General features: G+C 70.5%; 17 protein-coding genes. 10 read left to right on the top strand and 7 right to left on the bottom strand.

The window, feature by feature from the left end:
- The first annotated feature begins 101 nt into the window (after positions 1-101).
- The 5 genes from ACK4K7_RS04365 (at position 102) to ACK4K7_RS04345 (ending at position 2953) form a co-directional block, all read left to right on the top strand.
- Positions 102-596, top strand: a complete 495-nt coding sequence (locus tag ACK4K7_RS04365; protein ID WP_431864004.1) for a disulfide bond formation protein B — start codon at positions 102-104, stop codon at positions 594-596.
- Complete coding sequence (locus ACK4K7_RS04360) at positions 560-1141, top strand: demethoxyubiquinone hydroxylase family protein (protein WP_431864003.1); 582 nt, start codon at positions 560-562, stop codon at positions 1139-1141. The genes ACK4K7_RS04365 and ACK4K7_RS04360 overlap by 37 nt, the downstream gene beginning before the upstream one ends.
- Positions 1142-1147: 6 nt before the next feature.
- The gene (locus ACK4K7_RS04355; protein ID WP_431864002.1) at positions 1148-1603 is read left to right on the top strand and encodes a hypothetical protein; all 456 of its coding nucleotides are present in this window, start codon (positions 1148-1150) and stop codon (positions 1601-1603) included.
- A gap of 137 nt (positions 1604-1740) precedes the next feature.
- A complete protein-coding gene (locus ACK4K7_RS04350) occupies positions 1741-2196 on the top strand; it encodes a hypothetical protein (RefSeq protein ID WP_431864001.1) in 456 nt (151 codons plus the stop codon).
- Positions 2197-2278: 82 nt separating this feature from the next.
- Entirely contained in the window at positions 2279-2953 is a 675-nt protein-coding gene (locus ACK4K7_RS04345; protein WP_431864000.1) for a glutathione S-transferase family protein, read from the top strand.
- A gap of 74 nt (positions 2954-3027) precedes the next feature.
- On the opposite strand, the gene ACK4K7_RS04340 is transcribed toward ACK4K7_RS04345, so the two are convergent.
- On the bottom strand, positions 3028-3393 hold the full coding sequence (locus ACK4K7_RS04340) for a hypothetical protein (RefSeq protein ID WP_431863999.1): 366 nt from the start codon (positions 3391-3393) through the stop codon (positions 3028-3030).
- A 163-nt stretch (positions 3394-3556) separates the two neighbouring features.
- Here ACK4K7_RS04340 and ACK4K7_RS04335 point away from each other — a divergent pair, with 163 nt between their 5' ends.
- Positions 3557-5854: a CDC48 family AAA ATPase gene (locus ACK4K7_RS04335; RefSeq protein ID WP_431863998.1), complete on the top strand. Its 2298-nt coding sequence runs from the start codon at positions 3557-3559 to the stop codon at positions 5852-5854.
- Here ACK4K7_RS04335 and ACK4K7_RS04330 read toward each other — a convergent pair.
- Positions 5829-7100 (bottom strand): MFS transporter, encoded by a 1272-nt coding sequence (locus ACK4K7_RS04330; protein WP_431863997.1) that lies wholly within the window; start codon positions 7098-7100, stop codon positions 5829-5831. The two genes, ACK4K7_RS04335 and ACK4K7_RS04330, sit on opposite strands and share 26 nt — an antisense overlap.
- 193 nt (positions 7101-7293) lie before the next feature.
- On the opposite strand from ACK4K7_RS04330, the gene ACK4K7_RS04325 reads away from it, so the two are divergent.
- Together ACK4K7_RS04325 and ACK4K7_RS04320 are read left to right on the top strand one after the other, a co-directional pair.
- Positions 7294-7911: a class I SAM-dependent methyltransferase gene (locus tag ACK4K7_RS04325; protein WP_431863996.1), complete on the top strand. Its 618-nt coding sequence runs from the start codon at positions 7294-7296 to the stop codon at positions 7909-7911.
- An 81-nt stretch (positions 7912-7992) separates the two neighbouring features.
- Positions 7993-8211, top strand: coding sequence for a hypothetical protein (locus tag ACK4K7_RS04320; protein ID WP_431863995.1), 219 nt, complete (start codon positions 7993-7995; stop codon positions 8209-8211).
- Positions 8212-8242: 31 nt separating this feature from the next.
- Here the strand turns inward: ACK4K7_RS04320 and ACK4K7_RS04315 are convergent, their stop codons facing one another.
- The 3 genes from ACK4K7_RS04315 to ACK4K7_RS04305 form a co-directional block, all read right to left on the bottom strand.
- Positions 8243-8683 carry a hypothetical protein gene (locus ACK4K7_RS04315; protein ID WP_431863994.1) on the bottom strand — a complete coding sequence of 147 codons (441 nt, stop codon included), beginning with the start codon at positions 8681-8683 and terminating at the stop codon, positions 8243-8245.
- Positions 8684-8799: 116 nt separating this feature from the next.
- Positions 8800-10725: a PhoX family protein gene (locus ACK4K7_RS04310; RefSeq protein ID WP_431863993.1), complete on the bottom strand. Its 1926-nt coding sequence runs from the start codon at positions 10723-10725 to the stop codon at positions 8800-8802.
- A 100-nt stretch (positions 10726-10825) separates the two neighbouring features.
- Positions 10826-11167, bottom strand: coding sequence for a UrcA family protein (locus ACK4K7_RS04305; protein WP_431863992.1), 342 nt, complete (start codon positions 11165-11167; stop codon positions 10826-10828).
- Between the two features lie 350 nt (positions 11168-11517).
- Here ACK4K7_RS04305 and ACK4K7_RS04300 point away from each other — a divergent pair, with 350 nt between their 5' ends.
- The gene (locus ACK4K7_RS04300) at positions 11518-12513 is read left to right on the top strand and encodes a cell wall hydrolase (protein WP_431863991.1); all 996 of its coding nucleotides are present in this window, start codon (positions 11518-11520) and stop codon (positions 12511-12513) included.
- A gap of 178 nt (positions 12514-12691) precedes the next feature.
- Entirely contained in the window at positions 12692-13267 is a 576-nt protein-coding gene (locus tag ACK4K7_RS04295) for an NAD(P)H-dependent oxidoreductase (protein ID WP_431863990.1), read from the top strand.
- Between the two features lie 152 nt (positions 13268-13419).
- Here ACK4K7_RS04295 and ACK4K7_RS04290 read toward each other — a convergent pair whose 3' ends face one another.
- Entirely contained in the window at positions 13420-14049 is a 630-nt protein-coding gene (locus ACK4K7_RS04290; protein ID WP_431863989.1) for a response regulator transcription factor, read from the bottom strand.
- Positions 14042-15205: a sensor histidine kinase gene (locus ACK4K7_RS04285; RefSeq protein ID WP_431863988.1), complete on the bottom strand. Its 1164-nt coding sequence runs from the start codon at positions 15203-15205 to the stop codon at positions 14042-14044. Before ACK4K7_RS04285 ends, ACK4K7_RS04290 begins: the two co-directional genes overlap by 8 nt.
- Position 15206: the final 1 nt, after the last annotated feature.

The raw sequence follows: 15206 nt of genomic DNA, 5'->3' as shown, positions 1-15206 counted from the left end.
CGCCTGGCTCGGCACTTTCTGTCAGTTCGGGCCGCGTCGTGCCGCCCGCGCCGCCGCCGCCGGCCGGCGCTGACCGGACGCCGGGGGAGGCGGAACCGCGCATGCCGACGACGTCGCTCGCGCAGGCGCGCATCCTCGCGCTGCTCGTGCCCGCCGCTTTGCTCGCCGGCGCCTACGGCTTCCAATATATCGGCGGCCTGTTCCCGTGTGACATGTGCTACTGGCAGCGCTGGGCGCACATGGCGGCGCTGGCCTTCGCACTGTGCGCCTTCGCCTTTCGCGGCCTCGCCGACCGGGGCCGCAGCTTCGTCTGGCTCGCCGCCCTGTTCATCTTCGCGAGCGGGGCGATCGGCGCCTGGCATGCCGGCATCGAAGCGGGTATCTTCCAGGGCATGACGCAGTGCACGGCCGCCGTGACCGCGGGCTCGACCGAGGATCTGCTGAAGCAGATCATGGCCGCCCCGCTGGTGCGCTGCGATCAGGTGCCCTGGTCGTTCCTCGCCATTTCGATGGCGGGGTGGAACGCGATCGTATCGATCGGACTTTCACTGGTGATCCTATGGCTGAGCCTGAGACGACCACGCATCCGGAACTGAGACCGGCCTCGCCGGCCTGGCGGCCGGGCGACGAGCGTCCCGACATCCATTCGATCCTTCGGGTGGACCAGGCGGGCGAGTTCGGCGCCACGCGCATCTATGCCGGCCAGCTCGCCGTGCTCGGCGACCGCCATTCCTGCGCCCGCGAAATCTCTAAGATGGCGCTGCAGGAAGCGCGGCACCTGAAGCGGTTCGACGAATTGCTGGCCGAGCGCGGCGTGCGCCCGACCCTGCTGCAGCCGATCTGGAACGTCGCCGGCCATGCGCTCGGCGCCGCGACCGCGCTGATCAGCCCGCAGGCCGCCATGGCCTGCACCGCCGCGGTCGAGACCGAGATCGACAAACATTATGCCGGGCAGCTGCGCGCGCTCGGCGCCGAGGAGCCGGAGCTCGCCGCCACCATCGCCGAATTCCAGGCGGAAGAGCTGGAGCATCGCGATTCGGCGATCGCCGCCGGCGCCGAGGACACGTTCGGCTATCCCGTCCTTTCCGCCCTGATCCGCGCCGGCTGCCGCGCGGCGATTGCACTTTCCAAGAGGATCTGACCCGCAATGTCCTTCATCGCCGCCGCCCTGCTGTTCGCCGCCGCCGCCCAGGCCGCGCCCGACGACGTCAAGATCAACCAGCTCATCGTCTACGGCAACGACGCCTGTCCGCAGAGCACGCCGGACGAGATCATCGTGTGCGCCCGCCTCGACGAGGAGGAGAGGTTCCGCATCCCCAACCAGCTGCGCGGCAACCCCGCCGATCCGCGCAACGACAGCTGGGCCAACCGCGCGATCGAGCTGTCCTATGTCGGCCGCGAGGGGATCGGCAGCTGCTCGCCCGTCGGGCCCGGCGGCGCCAGCGGCTGCTATGCCGATCTGGTCCGCCGCGCCCGCGCCGAGCGCCAGGGCCGCGACGAGATCAACTGGAACCGCATGATCGAGGAAGCGCGTCAGGAACGGCTCGGCCGCATCGACGAAGAGGCCGAAGCGGTGGAACGCGCGATCCGCGACGAGCGCTGATCCAGCCAAACCGTTGCGCGGCCGGGGTATTTTCGTTCAGGCTGGACTCATCGGGAGGGCAGTAGAGGGGCGCAACCGAGCCCGTCCCGCGCGCGTTGTTCGCGGCGCCCCCATGGGACGACAACAGGAGGCCCGTCATGCGTAAGCTTATCCTCGCCGCCGCGTCCGCGCTGGCGATCGCCGTGCCCGGAACCGCCGGCGCGCAGATTTTCCACGAGGACATGGACGACGCGATCGTCGCCGCCATCCCGCCGGCCGAACGGGTCGAGGAATATGGCCATGCGATGGACCGGGTGCTCGGCGCCGTGCTCGATCTCGACATCGCGCCGCTGGCCGACGCGCTCGATCCCTATGGCCGCGAGCGCCGCTACCATCGCGGCGAGCGCACGGTGCGCGACATGGCCGGCCGCGACGACCCCTATTTCGAGGACCGGATGCGCCATTCGCTCTACGGCGTTACCGCCAATCTGGGCGGGATGATGGAAGCGCTGGCCGTGGTCGCGCCGGTGATGCGCCGCTCGCTCGCCGATCTCGAGCGCAACGTCGAGGAAGCGATGCGCGAGGGCCGCGCCCGCGGGCGTCCCTACCGCTAAGCGGCTCCGGACGGCCGGAAAAGAAGCCGGCCTTCACATGGGCGGTGGACGCGGCGCGCGGGCGCGCTAAGAACCGCTTTCCATGTGGCAACTCTACCAATTCCCGCTCTGCCCCTTCTCGCGCAAGGTCCGGCTGATGCTCGGCGAGAAGGGCGTCGCGCACGAGCTGGTGCGCGAGACGCCCTGGGCCGAACGCGACGAATTCCTGGACATGAACCCGGCCGGCACCACGCCGGTTCTGGTCGAGCCGAACCAGGGCACCATCCTGATCGACAGCCAGGCGATCTGCGAATATTTCGAAGAGACTATCGACCGCGCGCCGATGATCCCGGGCACCGCCGCCAACCGCGCCGAGGTGCGCCGGCTGGTCGCCTGGTTCGACGAGAAACTGTTCGGCGAAGTGGTCGCGCCGCTGATGGAAGAGCGGATGCGCAAGCGGCTCGTCAGCCGCGACCCGCCCGACACCAAGATCCTGCGCGAGGCGATGAAGGTCGCCAACCAGCATCTCGACTATATCGACTATCTGCTCGACCATCGCCGCTGGCTGGCGGGGCCGGTGCTGAGCCTCGCCGATCTGACCGCCGCCGCCCATCTGTCGGTCGCCGACTATCTCGGCGGGGTCGATTGGCGCGGCCACCAGCAGACCGTCGACTGGTATGCGGTGATGAAGTCGCGGCCGAGCTTCCGGCCTCTGCTCGGCGAGCGGATGGAAGTCATCGCGCCCCCCGCCCATTACGACAAGGTCGATTTCTACTGAGGCCGGGGAGCAATCCTCCCCTGCAATTCGGGACCAGGCGAAGGCTGGTGGAGGGGTAACAGCGCCTCGGGAAGCTAAAGGATCGAACCCTCGTCCCGCTCTGCCGGCTCGGACGCCCCCTTCCGCTCCGCGACCATCAGCCCCGGCGCATAGCGCGCCATGAGCAGCAGCACCGTGGGAAGCAGCATCGTGTTCCACAGATCCTGGATGCCGCCGTCGATCTGCCATCGCTCGACCGGGCCTTCCGGCAAGGTGATGTCGAGCCATTCGTTGACCAGCAGCACCGCCAGCACGCACAGCCAGGGAAGCGGGCTCGCGAGCGAGCGCCGCAGCACGAGAGCGGCGGTGAGCTGGATCACCAGCGCGGCGTAGATGTGCAGCGCATCCTCGCCGAGCCCGGTGACCTCGCCCAGCCAGTCCTTCAGGGTAAGCCAGTCCATCCGGCCGGCCTGATAGTGGCTGCGCGCCGCCGGTCAACGCCCAACTGGGGCTGATCCAGGTGAGCTTCTTTTCGGCGCCGGAATCATTTTTCGCGGGACCCCTTGGGGCCGGACCGCCGTTGTCCCTATCTACCCCCAGGGCCGATCGGCAGGAGAGCAGGGAATGGCGGACGAGGAACAACGGCCGAGGCGGCTTCAGGTGGCGACGATGCGCCCCGACGACAGCGGACGCGGCCTCGCCAGGCTTCCGCGGGCGCTGATGAACGAGCTCGGCCTCGCCGACGGCGACGTGATCGAACTGGTCGGCAAGCGCACCACCCCCGCCCGCGCCGTCGGCCCCTATCCCGAGGACGAGGGGCTGAGCATCATCCGCCTCGACGGCCTGCAGCGCGCCAATGCCGAGATCGGATCGGGCGACTTCGTCGAGGTCCGCAAGGCCGAGAGCAAGGCCGCCCAGCGCGTCGTGTTCGCGCCCGCCCAGAAGAATCTGCGCCTCCAGGGATCGGCCAACGCGCTGAAGCGCACCTTCGGGATGAAGCCGCTCACCGCCGGCGACGTCGTTTCCACCACCGGCCAGCAGCAGGTCCAGCGTGGCGACATCCCGCCCGAGCTTCGCCAGATGCTGCAGGCGCCGGCTTATGCGTTGCAGGAAATCCGCCTGCTCGTCGTGTCGACCAGCCCCAAGGGTATCGTCCATATCGACCAGTCGACCGAGGTCGAGCTCCGGCCCGAATATACGGAAGCCAAGGAGACGCGGCGCGCCGACGTCACCTATGACGATCTCGGCGGCATCGGCGCCACCATCGACCAGCTGCGCGAGATGGTGGAGCTGCCCTTGCGCTATCCCGAAATCTTCGAACGGCTCGGCGTCGATCCGCCCAAGGGCGTGCTGCTCCACGGCCCGCCCGGCACCGGCAAGACGAGGCTGGCGCGTGCCGTCGCCAACGAGAGCGACGCCAACTTCTTCCACATCGCCGGGCCGGAGATCATGGGCTCGGCCTATGGCGAGAGCGAGAAAAGGCTGCGCGAATTGTTCGAGGAAGCGGGCAAGGCCGCGCCCTCCATCATCTTCATCGACGAGATCGATTCGATCGCGCCCAAGCGCACCCAGGTCCAGGGCGAGACCGAGAAGCGGCTGGTTGCGCAGCTGCTGACCCTGCTCGACGGGCTGGAGCCGCGGCAGAATCTGGTCGTGATCGCCGCCACCAACCGGCCCGAGGCGATCGACGAGGCGCTGCGCCGGCCCGGCCGGTTCGACCGCGAGATCGTGATCGGCGTGCCGGACGAGAACGGACGGCGCGAGATCCTCGCCATCCACACCCGCGGCATGCCGCTCGACGACGGGATCGAGCTTCGGGAGCTGGCGCGCAAGACCTACGGCTTCGTCGGCGCCGACCTCGCCGCGCTCACTCGCGAGGCGGCGATCGAGGCGGTGCGCCGGATCATGCCGCAGCTGAACCTCGAGGAAGGGACGATTCCGCCCGAGGTGCTCGACAATCTGTCGGTCACCCGCCGCGACTTCGACGAGGCGCTGAAGCGCGTCCAGCCCTCCGCGATGCGCGAGGTGATGGTGCAGGCGCCCAATGTCGGCTGGAGCGACGTCGGCGGCGTCGACGAGGCGCGCGAGCGGCTGCGCGAGGGGGTGGAGCTGCCGCTGAAGCATCCCGACGCCTTCCGCCGGCTCGGCATACGCCCGGCCAAGGGCTTCCTGCTCTACGGGCCGCCGGGCACCGGCAAGACCCTGCTCGCCAAGGCGACGGCGCGCGAGGCGGAGGCGAATTTCATCGCCACCAAATCGTCGGACCTATTGTCCAAATGGTATGGCGAGAGCGAGCAGCAGATCGCCCGCCTGTTCGCCCGCGCCCGCCAGGTCGCGCCCACCGTCATCTTCATCGACGAGCTCGACAGCCTGGTCCCCGCCCGCGGCGGCGGCATGGGCGAGCCGCAGGTGACCGAGCGGGTGGTGAACACCATCCTCGCCGAGATGGACGGGCTGGAGGAACTGCAGTCGGTGGTGGTGATCGGCGCCACCAACCGGCCGAACCTCATCGATCCGGCCTTGCTCCGCCCCGGCCGCTTCGACGAGCTGATCTACGTGTCGGTGCCGGACCAGGCCGGGCGGCGCCACATCCTCGGCATCCATACCGGCGGCATGCCGCTCGGCGAGGATGTCGACCTCGACGCGCTGGCGCGGCGCACCGAGCGCTTCACCGGCGCCGATCTCGAGGATCTCGTCCGCCGGGCGGGCCTGTTCGCGCTGCGCGGATCGATCGAGGCGCGCAAGGTCGGCATGTCGGAGTTCGAGCGGGCACTCGAGGAAACCCGCGCCTCCGTCACCGAGGAGATGGAGCGCGAATATGAGCAGATCCAGGCGAAGCTCAAGCAGGACGCGATGAGCGCTTCGGCGGGCATCGGCTTCGTGTCGCCCGGCATGCTCACGCCGCGGGGGGAGAAGGCCTGAAGAACAGCCAGGTCCAGCCGGCGAGGCCCAGCATCAGCGCGCCGGTGACGAGGAAGGGCAGCGGCAGCGCGATGCCGTAGAGCAGGATGCCGAGCGCCGGCGCGGCGATGAAGGCGACGCCGTTCACCGACGTGACCATGCCGGCCACCGCATTCTGCTCGTCCGGCCGCACGGCGAGCGAGGCGCCGCTGGTGAAGCCCGGCCGGAAGAAGCCGTAGCCCAGCGACGCGAGCGCGAAGCCGAGCGTGATCCCGTAGATGCCGTCGGCGAGCCCGGTCAGCAGCACGCCGCCCGCGGCCAGCAGCGCCCCCCACATGACGAGCTGGCGCGGGTCGAGGCCGAGCTGCGGGATCAGCCACCATTGCGCGAGCAGGCTCGCCGCCGCGCCCGCGATCAGCACGATCGCGATCCACTGCTGCGCGTCGGCGGCGGGCAGCGCCAGCCGGTCGATCACCAGGAAGCCGATCACGCCCAGCAGGGCGGCATGGCCGTGCCCGCCGACCACGCCGATCATGTGCCACGACAGGATGCGCCGGTCGCGCCAGCGCAGCGGCATCGGACCGGGCGTCGGCCGCTCCAGCGCCGCGCCGGTCCCGCCGATCGAGGGATAGCTCATCACCTGGCCGCGCGCCTCCGCCCTGGGGGTGTCGTCGGGCAGGCGGAAGATGACGGCGAGGAGGACGGCGACGCCGATCGCGGCGAACACGACCAGCGGGCCGGAAAGGCCGAGCGGGTAGAAGATGAACAAGGGCGCGATCGCCGGGCCGATGATGGTGCCGAGCCCGAAGGAGGAGGCCATGGCCGACAGCGCGTTGGTGCGCTGCTCCCCCTCGGTCCGCGCCGCGACATAGGCCTGGACGGCGGGCGGCGAGGCCGAACCGAACGCGCCGTAGAAGGTGCGTCCCAGCATGAAGACGATGAACACGACCATCGGCGGCACCGCGCCCGCCAGCCCGGCGGCAAGGATGCCGCCGCAGATCAGCATCGACACGATGAAGCCGTAGAGCCCCAGCCGCATCAGCGCCCGCCGCCCGCGCCGGTCGGCGCGCCGCGCCCAGTGCGGCGCCGTGCACACCCAGACGACCGCGGAGAGGGAAAAGGCGATCGCCACCCAGATGTCGGCGATGCCGAGCTCGCGTCCGATCGACGGCATCAGCGACTGCATCGCCGTGTTGCCTGAAGCGGCGACCAGCATCACGGCGAAGAGGAGGGCGAAGCGCCCGCGGGAGAGACCGTATCCGTTCACGCGCCCTCGCCAAGGCATGGTTTGGCGGCCCGCGCAACCCCGCAGCCGCCATATTTCTCCCGGACCCTTTTCAAAGGCTCGAATGTTGTCCTTGCGAATTCGACACTTATGCGCGGCGGGCCGGGGGCGCCCTTGCCAAGGCGGCGGCGATTTGCCAACGCACCGTTTCGCGCCCGAACGAACAGGAGCTGGAATGTCGGTATCGATGAAAGAAGCGCGCGGCGAGGAGACGTTCGGACGCCGCTCCGGCGGCGGTCCGCTGTGGCAGTTCCTGCGCGGCTTCATCAAGCATCCGGTGATGGTGGGATCGGTGATCCCCTCCTCGAAGATGCTGATCGACAAGATGCTGGACCCGGTCGATTGGGCCAATTGCAAGCTGTTCGTCGAATATGGCCCGGGCGTCGGCACCTTCACCGAACATGTGCTGGAGCGGATGGCGCCGGACGCGACCCTGATCGCGATCGACACCAACGCCGATTTCACCCATTATCTCAACGCCAAGTTCGCCGACAGCCGGCTCGACGCGGTGACGGGATCGGCCGCCAACGTCCGCAAGATCATGAAGGACCGCGGCTTCGACAATGCCGATTACATCCTGTCCGGCATCCCTTTCTCGACCCTGCCGGCCGGGCTCGGCCCCAAGATCGCGGCCGAGACGTCGGAGGCGATCCGCCCGGGCGGCGCCTTCCTGGTCTACCAATTCTCGCCCAAGGTGCGCGACTTCATCGCCCCGCATTTCGACCGCATCGACCGCGGCTTCGAATGGCGCAACATCCCCCCCGCCCAGCTCTTCTGGGCCTGGAAGGACTGAGCCGCCTTCTCCCCGGGCGCGGGAACGCCGCCCGGCGCCGTTCGTCTCTACGCCGAAGCAGCGGCTGAGGAGATGGCGCGCATGGACGAGAGGAAGGTCGATGAGGCGGCGAAGGACAGCCCCCGCGGCGGGCCGCTGGCGTCGGAGGAGACCCATACCGAAAGCGGCGCGCCGACCGACAAGGCGCACCGCGCGGCCGGCGACGGCGCGCTGACCGGATCGATCCCGGCAGGCCTGTCGATCCGCGAGCTGCGCGAGATCGCCGAGGACGACCGCAGCGTGGAAACCGGCACCGGCTGAACGGAAGGAGCCCGGCCCCCGGACGCTTTCGTCAGCGCGGCTCGCCGGCCGGGCGCATCGGACCGGCCCGGACCGACACCCGCCACGGCTCGCGGTTGCGCTCGGCGTCGGCCTGCTGCTCGATCCGTTGCTTGAAGGCGATGGCGCCGCAGCCGGTCCAGCCGCCCACCCCGACGGTCGAGCATGATCCGGTTCCTTCCGCCCCGACATCGATCAGCCGGTTGCGTTCGCGCGACACGCTTTCGACCGTACCGAAGGGATCGAACCCGTCCGGCTGCGGAGGCAGGCGATAGGGCGAGTTCGGCTCACGCCCCGCGCAGACGACGATGTCGTCCGTGCCCGGCGCCGCGCAGTCCCTCGCGAGCGGGACCATGGCGGGCGGCGAGCCCGTCTGCGCGGCCGCGCCGCTCGCCCCGCAAAGCAGCAGGCCGGCCGCGATGCCCGACCACGTCCTGATCCCGATCTCTCTCATCCTGGACTCCCGAGGCTGCGTCGATGCGACGCTGCCTGTTCCTCATGCCTTGCTTGCCTCGCGAATCGGAAAATAGCCAGCGGCATGGGCAGCGGGTGCGCCTTGCCGGGCTCCGCTCAGCCGATCCGGCCGCCATCGTCCCGGCGGATCGCCACCACCGACGGGCGCGGCGGTATGTCGGGCGTGAAATCGGGCCAGCGGGTGGAGGGATCGGCGAAGGTCGAAGGGCGGCCGTGCGGCGGATAATTCTCGCCGTCCTCGCCCGGATGCTGGACCGCGGCGAAGAAGGTCGCGCCGTCGGGGAAGAAGCGCGGCCCGCAAATCTCCGCGCCGGTCGGGCCGCGATAGAAGAGGGTGGAGCGGCCGCGCCGCGGCCCTTCCGCCTCCACCGTCCACACGCCGTTGGCGCAGCCCATCCCTTCCTCCGGACCGTCGGTCGACACCCACAGCCGTCCTTCGGAATCCACGGCGACATTGTCGGGATAGGCGAACCAGCCGTCGCGGCTGGTGCCCGGCCCCCACATCGCGCCGACCCGCGCCACCTCAGGATCGCCGCACTTCACCAATATGTCCCAGCGCGCCCGTTCGGCGGCGAAGTCGCCGTCCGGCTCCACGATCTCGACGATATGGCCGAAGGCGTTGGCGGCGCGCGGATTGGCCGCGTCCACCTGGTCGGCGGTGCGGCGGGCATTGTTGGTGAGCATCACATAGACCCGGCCGGTGCGCGGATCGGGCTCGACGTCCTCCGGCCGGTCCATCGGCGTCGCGCCCAACAGGTCGGCGGCGCGGCGCGCCTCGATCACCACGTCCGCCTGGCTCGCGAAGCCGTTCGCCGCGACGAGCGGCCCGCGGCCATGGACCAGCGGCAGCCATGCGAGCGTCCCGTCCGCGTCGAACCGCGCGACATAGAGCGTGCCGTTATCGAGCAGGTCGCGATTGCGCGCCGGATCGCGCGGGTCGAACGCGTCGGCGGTCACGAATTTGTAGACATAATCGAACCTCTGGTCGTCGCCCATATAGACGACGACGCGGCCGTCGCGGTTGACGACGCTTTCCGCCCCTTCATGCTTGAAGCGGCCCAATGCGGTGCGCTTCTTCGGCGCGGAGGCGGGATCGGCCGGATCGACCTCCACCACCCAGCCGAAGCGGTTGGGCTCGTTGGGGGTGCGGGCAAGGTCGAAGCGCGGATCGAAGCGGCCCCATGGGCGCCCGCCTTCGCCGACGCCGTAGCGGCGGTGGTTCGCCGCCTCCGGCCCCGCCGCCGCGCCGGTGAAGTAGCCGTTGAAATTCTCCTCCGCCATCAGCCAGGTGCCCCAGGGCGTGATCCCGCCGGCGCAATTGTTGAGAGTGCCGAGCACGCGGCGCGCGGCGGGATCGGCGGCGGTGGCGAGGCGCGGGCTGCCCGCCGCCGGCCCGGTCAGCTCCATCGGCGTCGAGGCGGTGATGCGCCGGTTGTAGCGGCTGTCCTGAAGATAGCGCCAGCGCCCGCCCGGCGCGCGCGCGATCTCCACCACCGTGCCGCCATGCGCGGCCTGCTCGATCTCGCACTCTCCGGCGGTGAGCGCCCGTCCGGCGGCGCCGGGGAACATCATCCCGGCACTGGTATATTCGTGGTTGACGCACAGCAGGGCGCGCTGCTCGCCGCGCGCGCGGGGCGGAAGCGGGACGAGGCCGACGAAATCGTTGTTGTAGCCGAAGCGCCGCGCCTGATCGGCGGCGCTCTGCCGCATCGGATCGAACGGGCCCATGCCCGGGAACAGCGGGTCGCCCCAGCGGATCAGCACGTCGGCGCGGTGGCCGGGGGCGACATGATGGTCGGTGTCGATGCCGCGGCCGAGTTCCGCGAAGCGGGCGCCGCCGGCGCTCGCGCGCGCCTCGCCGAGGCCGGCGCAGGCCGACAGCTGCGGCGCGAGGCCTGCGATCACGCCGGCGCCGAGCAGGCCCTTCAGCGCGCCCCGCCGGTCCCAGCGCCGTGCGATCAGATCGCCGATCGTCGGCGCGCTCCCGGCGTGCGGGTTCGTCGGCACGTCGTCCCGGTCCATCGTCTTTCCCGTCTCATCCTCGATCCCTGCCGTCTAGCGCGGATCGCGGACAATTATGTGACGGAACGTGAACGGGAAACAGCCGGAAGCGCGGCCGGGTTCAGCCGTGGGCGCGGCGGACCGTGATGGCGGCGAAGCGCTCGCCGGACAGCAGGGCGTCCCGCTGCGGGCGGGCGGCGGCGACGGCATCGTCCTGGCACTTGCGGGCGAGGCGCTGCATCACCAGCAGGTCGGTCCAGGGATCGCCGCAGGCCTGTTCGGCGGCGAAGGCGATCCGCCGGTCGAGCGCGGCGCGGCCGGCGGGCGAGGCGAGGTTGAGGTCGGCGTGGCGGACCTGGAGCCCGCCGACGTCCTGGGCCGCGGCAGGGCCGGCGGCGAGGCCGGTGGCGACGGCGGCGGCGCAGCAGGCGGCGAGGGCGAACATCGCGTTTCGAACGATCATCTTGCATCTCCCTGACGCTTTGGAGCGGCGGCGGGCACCGCCGCTCCGGGCTGCGTCCGGCGGAGGACTGGAGGGGGGACGAGGACCAGGCCGTCCGCCGGACGCAGTCCCGTTTGTGCCGCCATTCACCGGGGGGTGCGCGCGGCTTTCGACGGCGGCGCGCGATGCGTCGGCGAAACGATCCCGCTTTCGACGAAGCGCCGATCCGCATCGACCGGAGGACGGCGGGCGCCGGTCTTAACCCGATCGCAGCCCTTGTCTCCTATCGGGACGGGCGGAATTTGGGGTGCGCAACCCGGGAGCGAACCGCGCTATAACCCTTTATCGCCCCTCGAAAGGCAAGCGGGTAGATGGCGCCGGAACAGCAGACGGACACGGGATGGAGGAAGCGGACGGCGCTGCAGGCCGGCGCCGGCGCCGCCTTGCTGTTCAGCGCGTCCTGCGTCCCGTCCTACGACGCGCCGCGCGCCTTCCACGCCGTGCCGGTCGCGCCCGCGCTCGCCGCGCACGCCGCGACGCCCTCCGCCCTCCCGGCCGCCGCCGCCACGGCGGACGAAGCGGAAAGCGCCGCCGCCACGCCCGAACAGCTCAACGCGAAGCTGGCGATCTTCGACGCGCCCAACCCCGCCCCGCGCTCGGTCGTGCTGCGCGCCGCGACTCCGTTCGATCAGGCGCGCTCGCTCGATTGCCTCGCGGAGGCGATCTATTACGAGGCGCGCTCGGAAGGCGAGGACGGCCAGCGCGCGGTCGCGCAGGTCGTGCTCAACCGGGTCCGCCACCCGTCCTGGCCGAACAGCGTCTGCGGCGTCGTCTATCAGGGGCCGATGAGCCCGGGCGGCGGCTGCCAGTTCACCTTCACCTGCGACGGCTCGCTCGGCCTTCGGCCGTCCGGCCCGGCCTGGGACCGCGCGCGCCGGCTGGCGGGCGAGGCGCTGGCGGGGCGGACCTTCCCCCGCGTCGGCCATTCGACCCATTATCACACCCATGCCGTCTTCCCGCATTGGGCGCCCGTTTTGTGGAAGACGGCGGTGATCGGCAGCCACAATTTCTACCGGCTGCCGGCGGCCGAGGGCCTGCCGCGCGCCTTCGGCCAGGCCTATGCCGGGCGCGAGCCCGAGAAGCGCGCCGGCGCCGCCCCGCCGCCGACGCTGGCCTTCAGCCTGCCGGCGCCGCGCACCGAAACGGAGATCCGCGCCGCCGTCGCCCCACCCCGGACCGAGCCGGGCAGCCCAAAGGCGGAAGCGCCCCGCGACGACCAGCTGCCCCATTCGCGGGTGCGCGAGGCATGGCGCAACAGCGGCCAGTGGCGCGCCGACGCCCCCCTCCCCGCCCCTCCGGCCAGCTGACGGCCTAAGGAACCATACCTATCGCGCGGCCCCCGCCCCGCGGGCCACATAGCGGCATGAATGCGAAGGAGATCGCCATGCCCTTTCCGCGACAGACCGACCGCTGGCCGGCCGCGCGCGCCGTGCCCGGCGCCGGCAGCCTGGCCGCCATTCTCCTCCTGATCGCGGGGATTTCGCTGTGACCCGGGTCGCGATCGTCGACGGCCATCCCGATCCGGAGCCCGGCCGCTTCGTCCATGCCCTGGCGGACGCCTATGCGGACGGCGCCGCCGAGGCGGGGCACGAGGTGCGCCGGATCGACGTCGCGAAGCTCGGCTTCCCGCTGATCCGTGGCCGCGACGAGTGGCAGAGCGGCCAGCTCCCGCCCGACATCAGGGAGGCGCAGGAGACGCTGCGCTGGGCGGACCATCTCTTGTTCGTCTACCCGATGTGGCTCGGCGACATGCCGGCTTTGTTCAAGGGTTTCATGGAGCAGGTGGCGCGGCCCGACTTCGCCTTCCGCTACCGCGAGGGCGGCACGCCCGAGAAGCTGCTCAAGGGCAAGACCGCCCGGGTGCTGGTGACGATGGGCATGCCCGGCTTCATCTACCGCATCGTCTACCGCGCCCATTCGCTGAAGAGCTTCGAGCGCAACATCCTGCGCTTCGTCGGCATCCGCCCGCGCTCCGACGTGATCGGCGGCGTCGAAGGCAGCGGCGCCCGCCGGCAGCGCTGGCTGGCCTATGTCCGCGAACTCGGCTTCCGCGCCGCATAGAGGCTCCCATCCTCCCTGTCGCCGCAGGCGATGGGGAGGGGGACCGCGCGTAGCGCGGTGGAGGGGCAATCGGCGTGGGTCGCCCCTCCACCATGCTACGCATGGTCCCCCTCCCCATGCCCTTCGGGCACAGGGAGGATATTTTGCGGTACCTACGCCTTCTCCTCGCCGACGCCGGCGGCGAAGGCGATGCGCAGCGCGTCCGACAGGCTGCGCACCTCGAGCTTGCTCATCAGGTTGGCGCGGTGGATCTCCACCGTCCGGGGGCTGATGCCGAGATCGTAGGCGATGGTCTTGTTCGGCAGCCCCTGCGCCAGCCCTTCGAGCACGTCCCGCTCGCGCGGGGTCAGCGCCTGGAGCCGGACGGCGGCTTCCTCCGCGCGCTCGCGGCCGCGGTCGGCGCGCTCCAGCCGCGTGAAGCCTTCCTCCAGCGCCGCCACCAACACCGCCTTTTCGAACGGCTTTTCGATGAAGTCGATCGCGCCGTTCTTCATCGCTTTCACCGCCACGCCGACGTCGCCATGGCCCGTCATCACGATCACCGGAAAGGCGACGCCCTGGTCGCGCAGCGTCTTCTGCACCTCCAGCCCGTCCATCTCCGGCATGCGCACGTCGAGCAGGATGCAGCCCGGCTCCAGCCGCCGCGCGTCCTTCAGCAGCTCCATGCCGGACGCATAGGTTTCGACCCGGTATCCGGACGTCTTCAGCATGAAGCCCGCCGATCGGCGGATCGCCTCCTCGTCGTCGACCAGGTGGACGAGGGGCTTGGCGTCGTCAGTCATCTTCGGCTCCCGCATCGGGCAAGGTGAAGTGGAAAACGGTGCCGCCGCCCGGCACGGGTTCGAACCAGATGCGGCCGCCATGCGATTCGATGATCGACTGGCAGATGGACAGGCCGATGCCCATCCCGCTCTCCTTCGACGTGACGAAGGGCTGGAACAGCTGGGCGGCGATGTCGGGCGCGATGCCGGGGCCGGTGTCGGCGACGCTGATCCGCACATATCCGTCCGGCTCGCGCTTGGTGCGCAGCGTCAGGAGGCGCATGCGCGCCGTCACCATGGCGTCGATCGCGTTGCGGATCAGGTTCACCAGCACCTGCTGGACCTGGATGCGGTCGACCAGCACCTCGCCCGCGCCGGGATCGAGCCGCACCTCGACCTCGATGCCGTGCTCGCGCGAGCCGACCAGGGCCAGCGCATTGGCCTCGTTGATCAGCCGGGGCAGGCTCTCGACCCGACGCTCGGTCTCGCCATGGGTGATGAAGTCGCGCAGCCGCCGGACGATCTGGCCGGCCCGCACCGACTGCTTCGCGGCGTCGTCCAGCGCCTCGCGGATGATCGCCAGCGTCTCGGCGTCCGGCTCCCCGGCCAGCAGGTCGCGCGCGGTCTCGCAATAATTGGCGACGGCGGTCAGCGGCTGGTTGAGCTCGTGGGCGAGCGCGGTGGCCAGCGTCCCCATCTCGCTCACCCGCCCGACATGGGCGAGCTCGGACTGCAGGTCCTGGAGCCGAAGCTCGGTCTGCTGCCGTTCGGTGAGGTCGCGGATGAAGCCGGTGAAGATGCGCCGCTCCCCGATCCAGGCCTCGCCGACCGCGAGCTCGATCGGAAAGGTGAACCCGTCGCGGTGGCGCGCCGTCGTCACCCGGCCGATGCCGATGATCCGCCGCTCGCCGGTGGCGCGATAATGGTCGAGATAGCCGTCGTGCCGCTCCCGGTCGGGCGAGGGCATCAGGATGCTGACATTCTCGCCCAGCACCTCGGCTTCGGAATAACCGAACATCTGCTCGGCCGCGGCGCTGAACGACAGGATCGATCCGCGCGCGTCGATCACCACCATTGCGTCGGGAACGGTGGCGAGAATGGAGCGCAGATGCGCTTCGCTCGATTCGATCGGCTGCGGCGGCGGCGCGTCGCCCCCGCCCGGCGCTTCGGACTGCATG

This window comes from Allosphingosinicella sp. (assembly GCF_046295735.1).
Lineage (GTDB): Bacteria > Pseudomonadota > Alphaproteobacteria > Sphingomonadales > Sphingomonadaceae > Allosphingosinicella.
The sequence above is the reverse complement of the archived record's forward strand: the minus strand, read 5'-3'. Positions and strand labels throughout refer to the sequence as shown.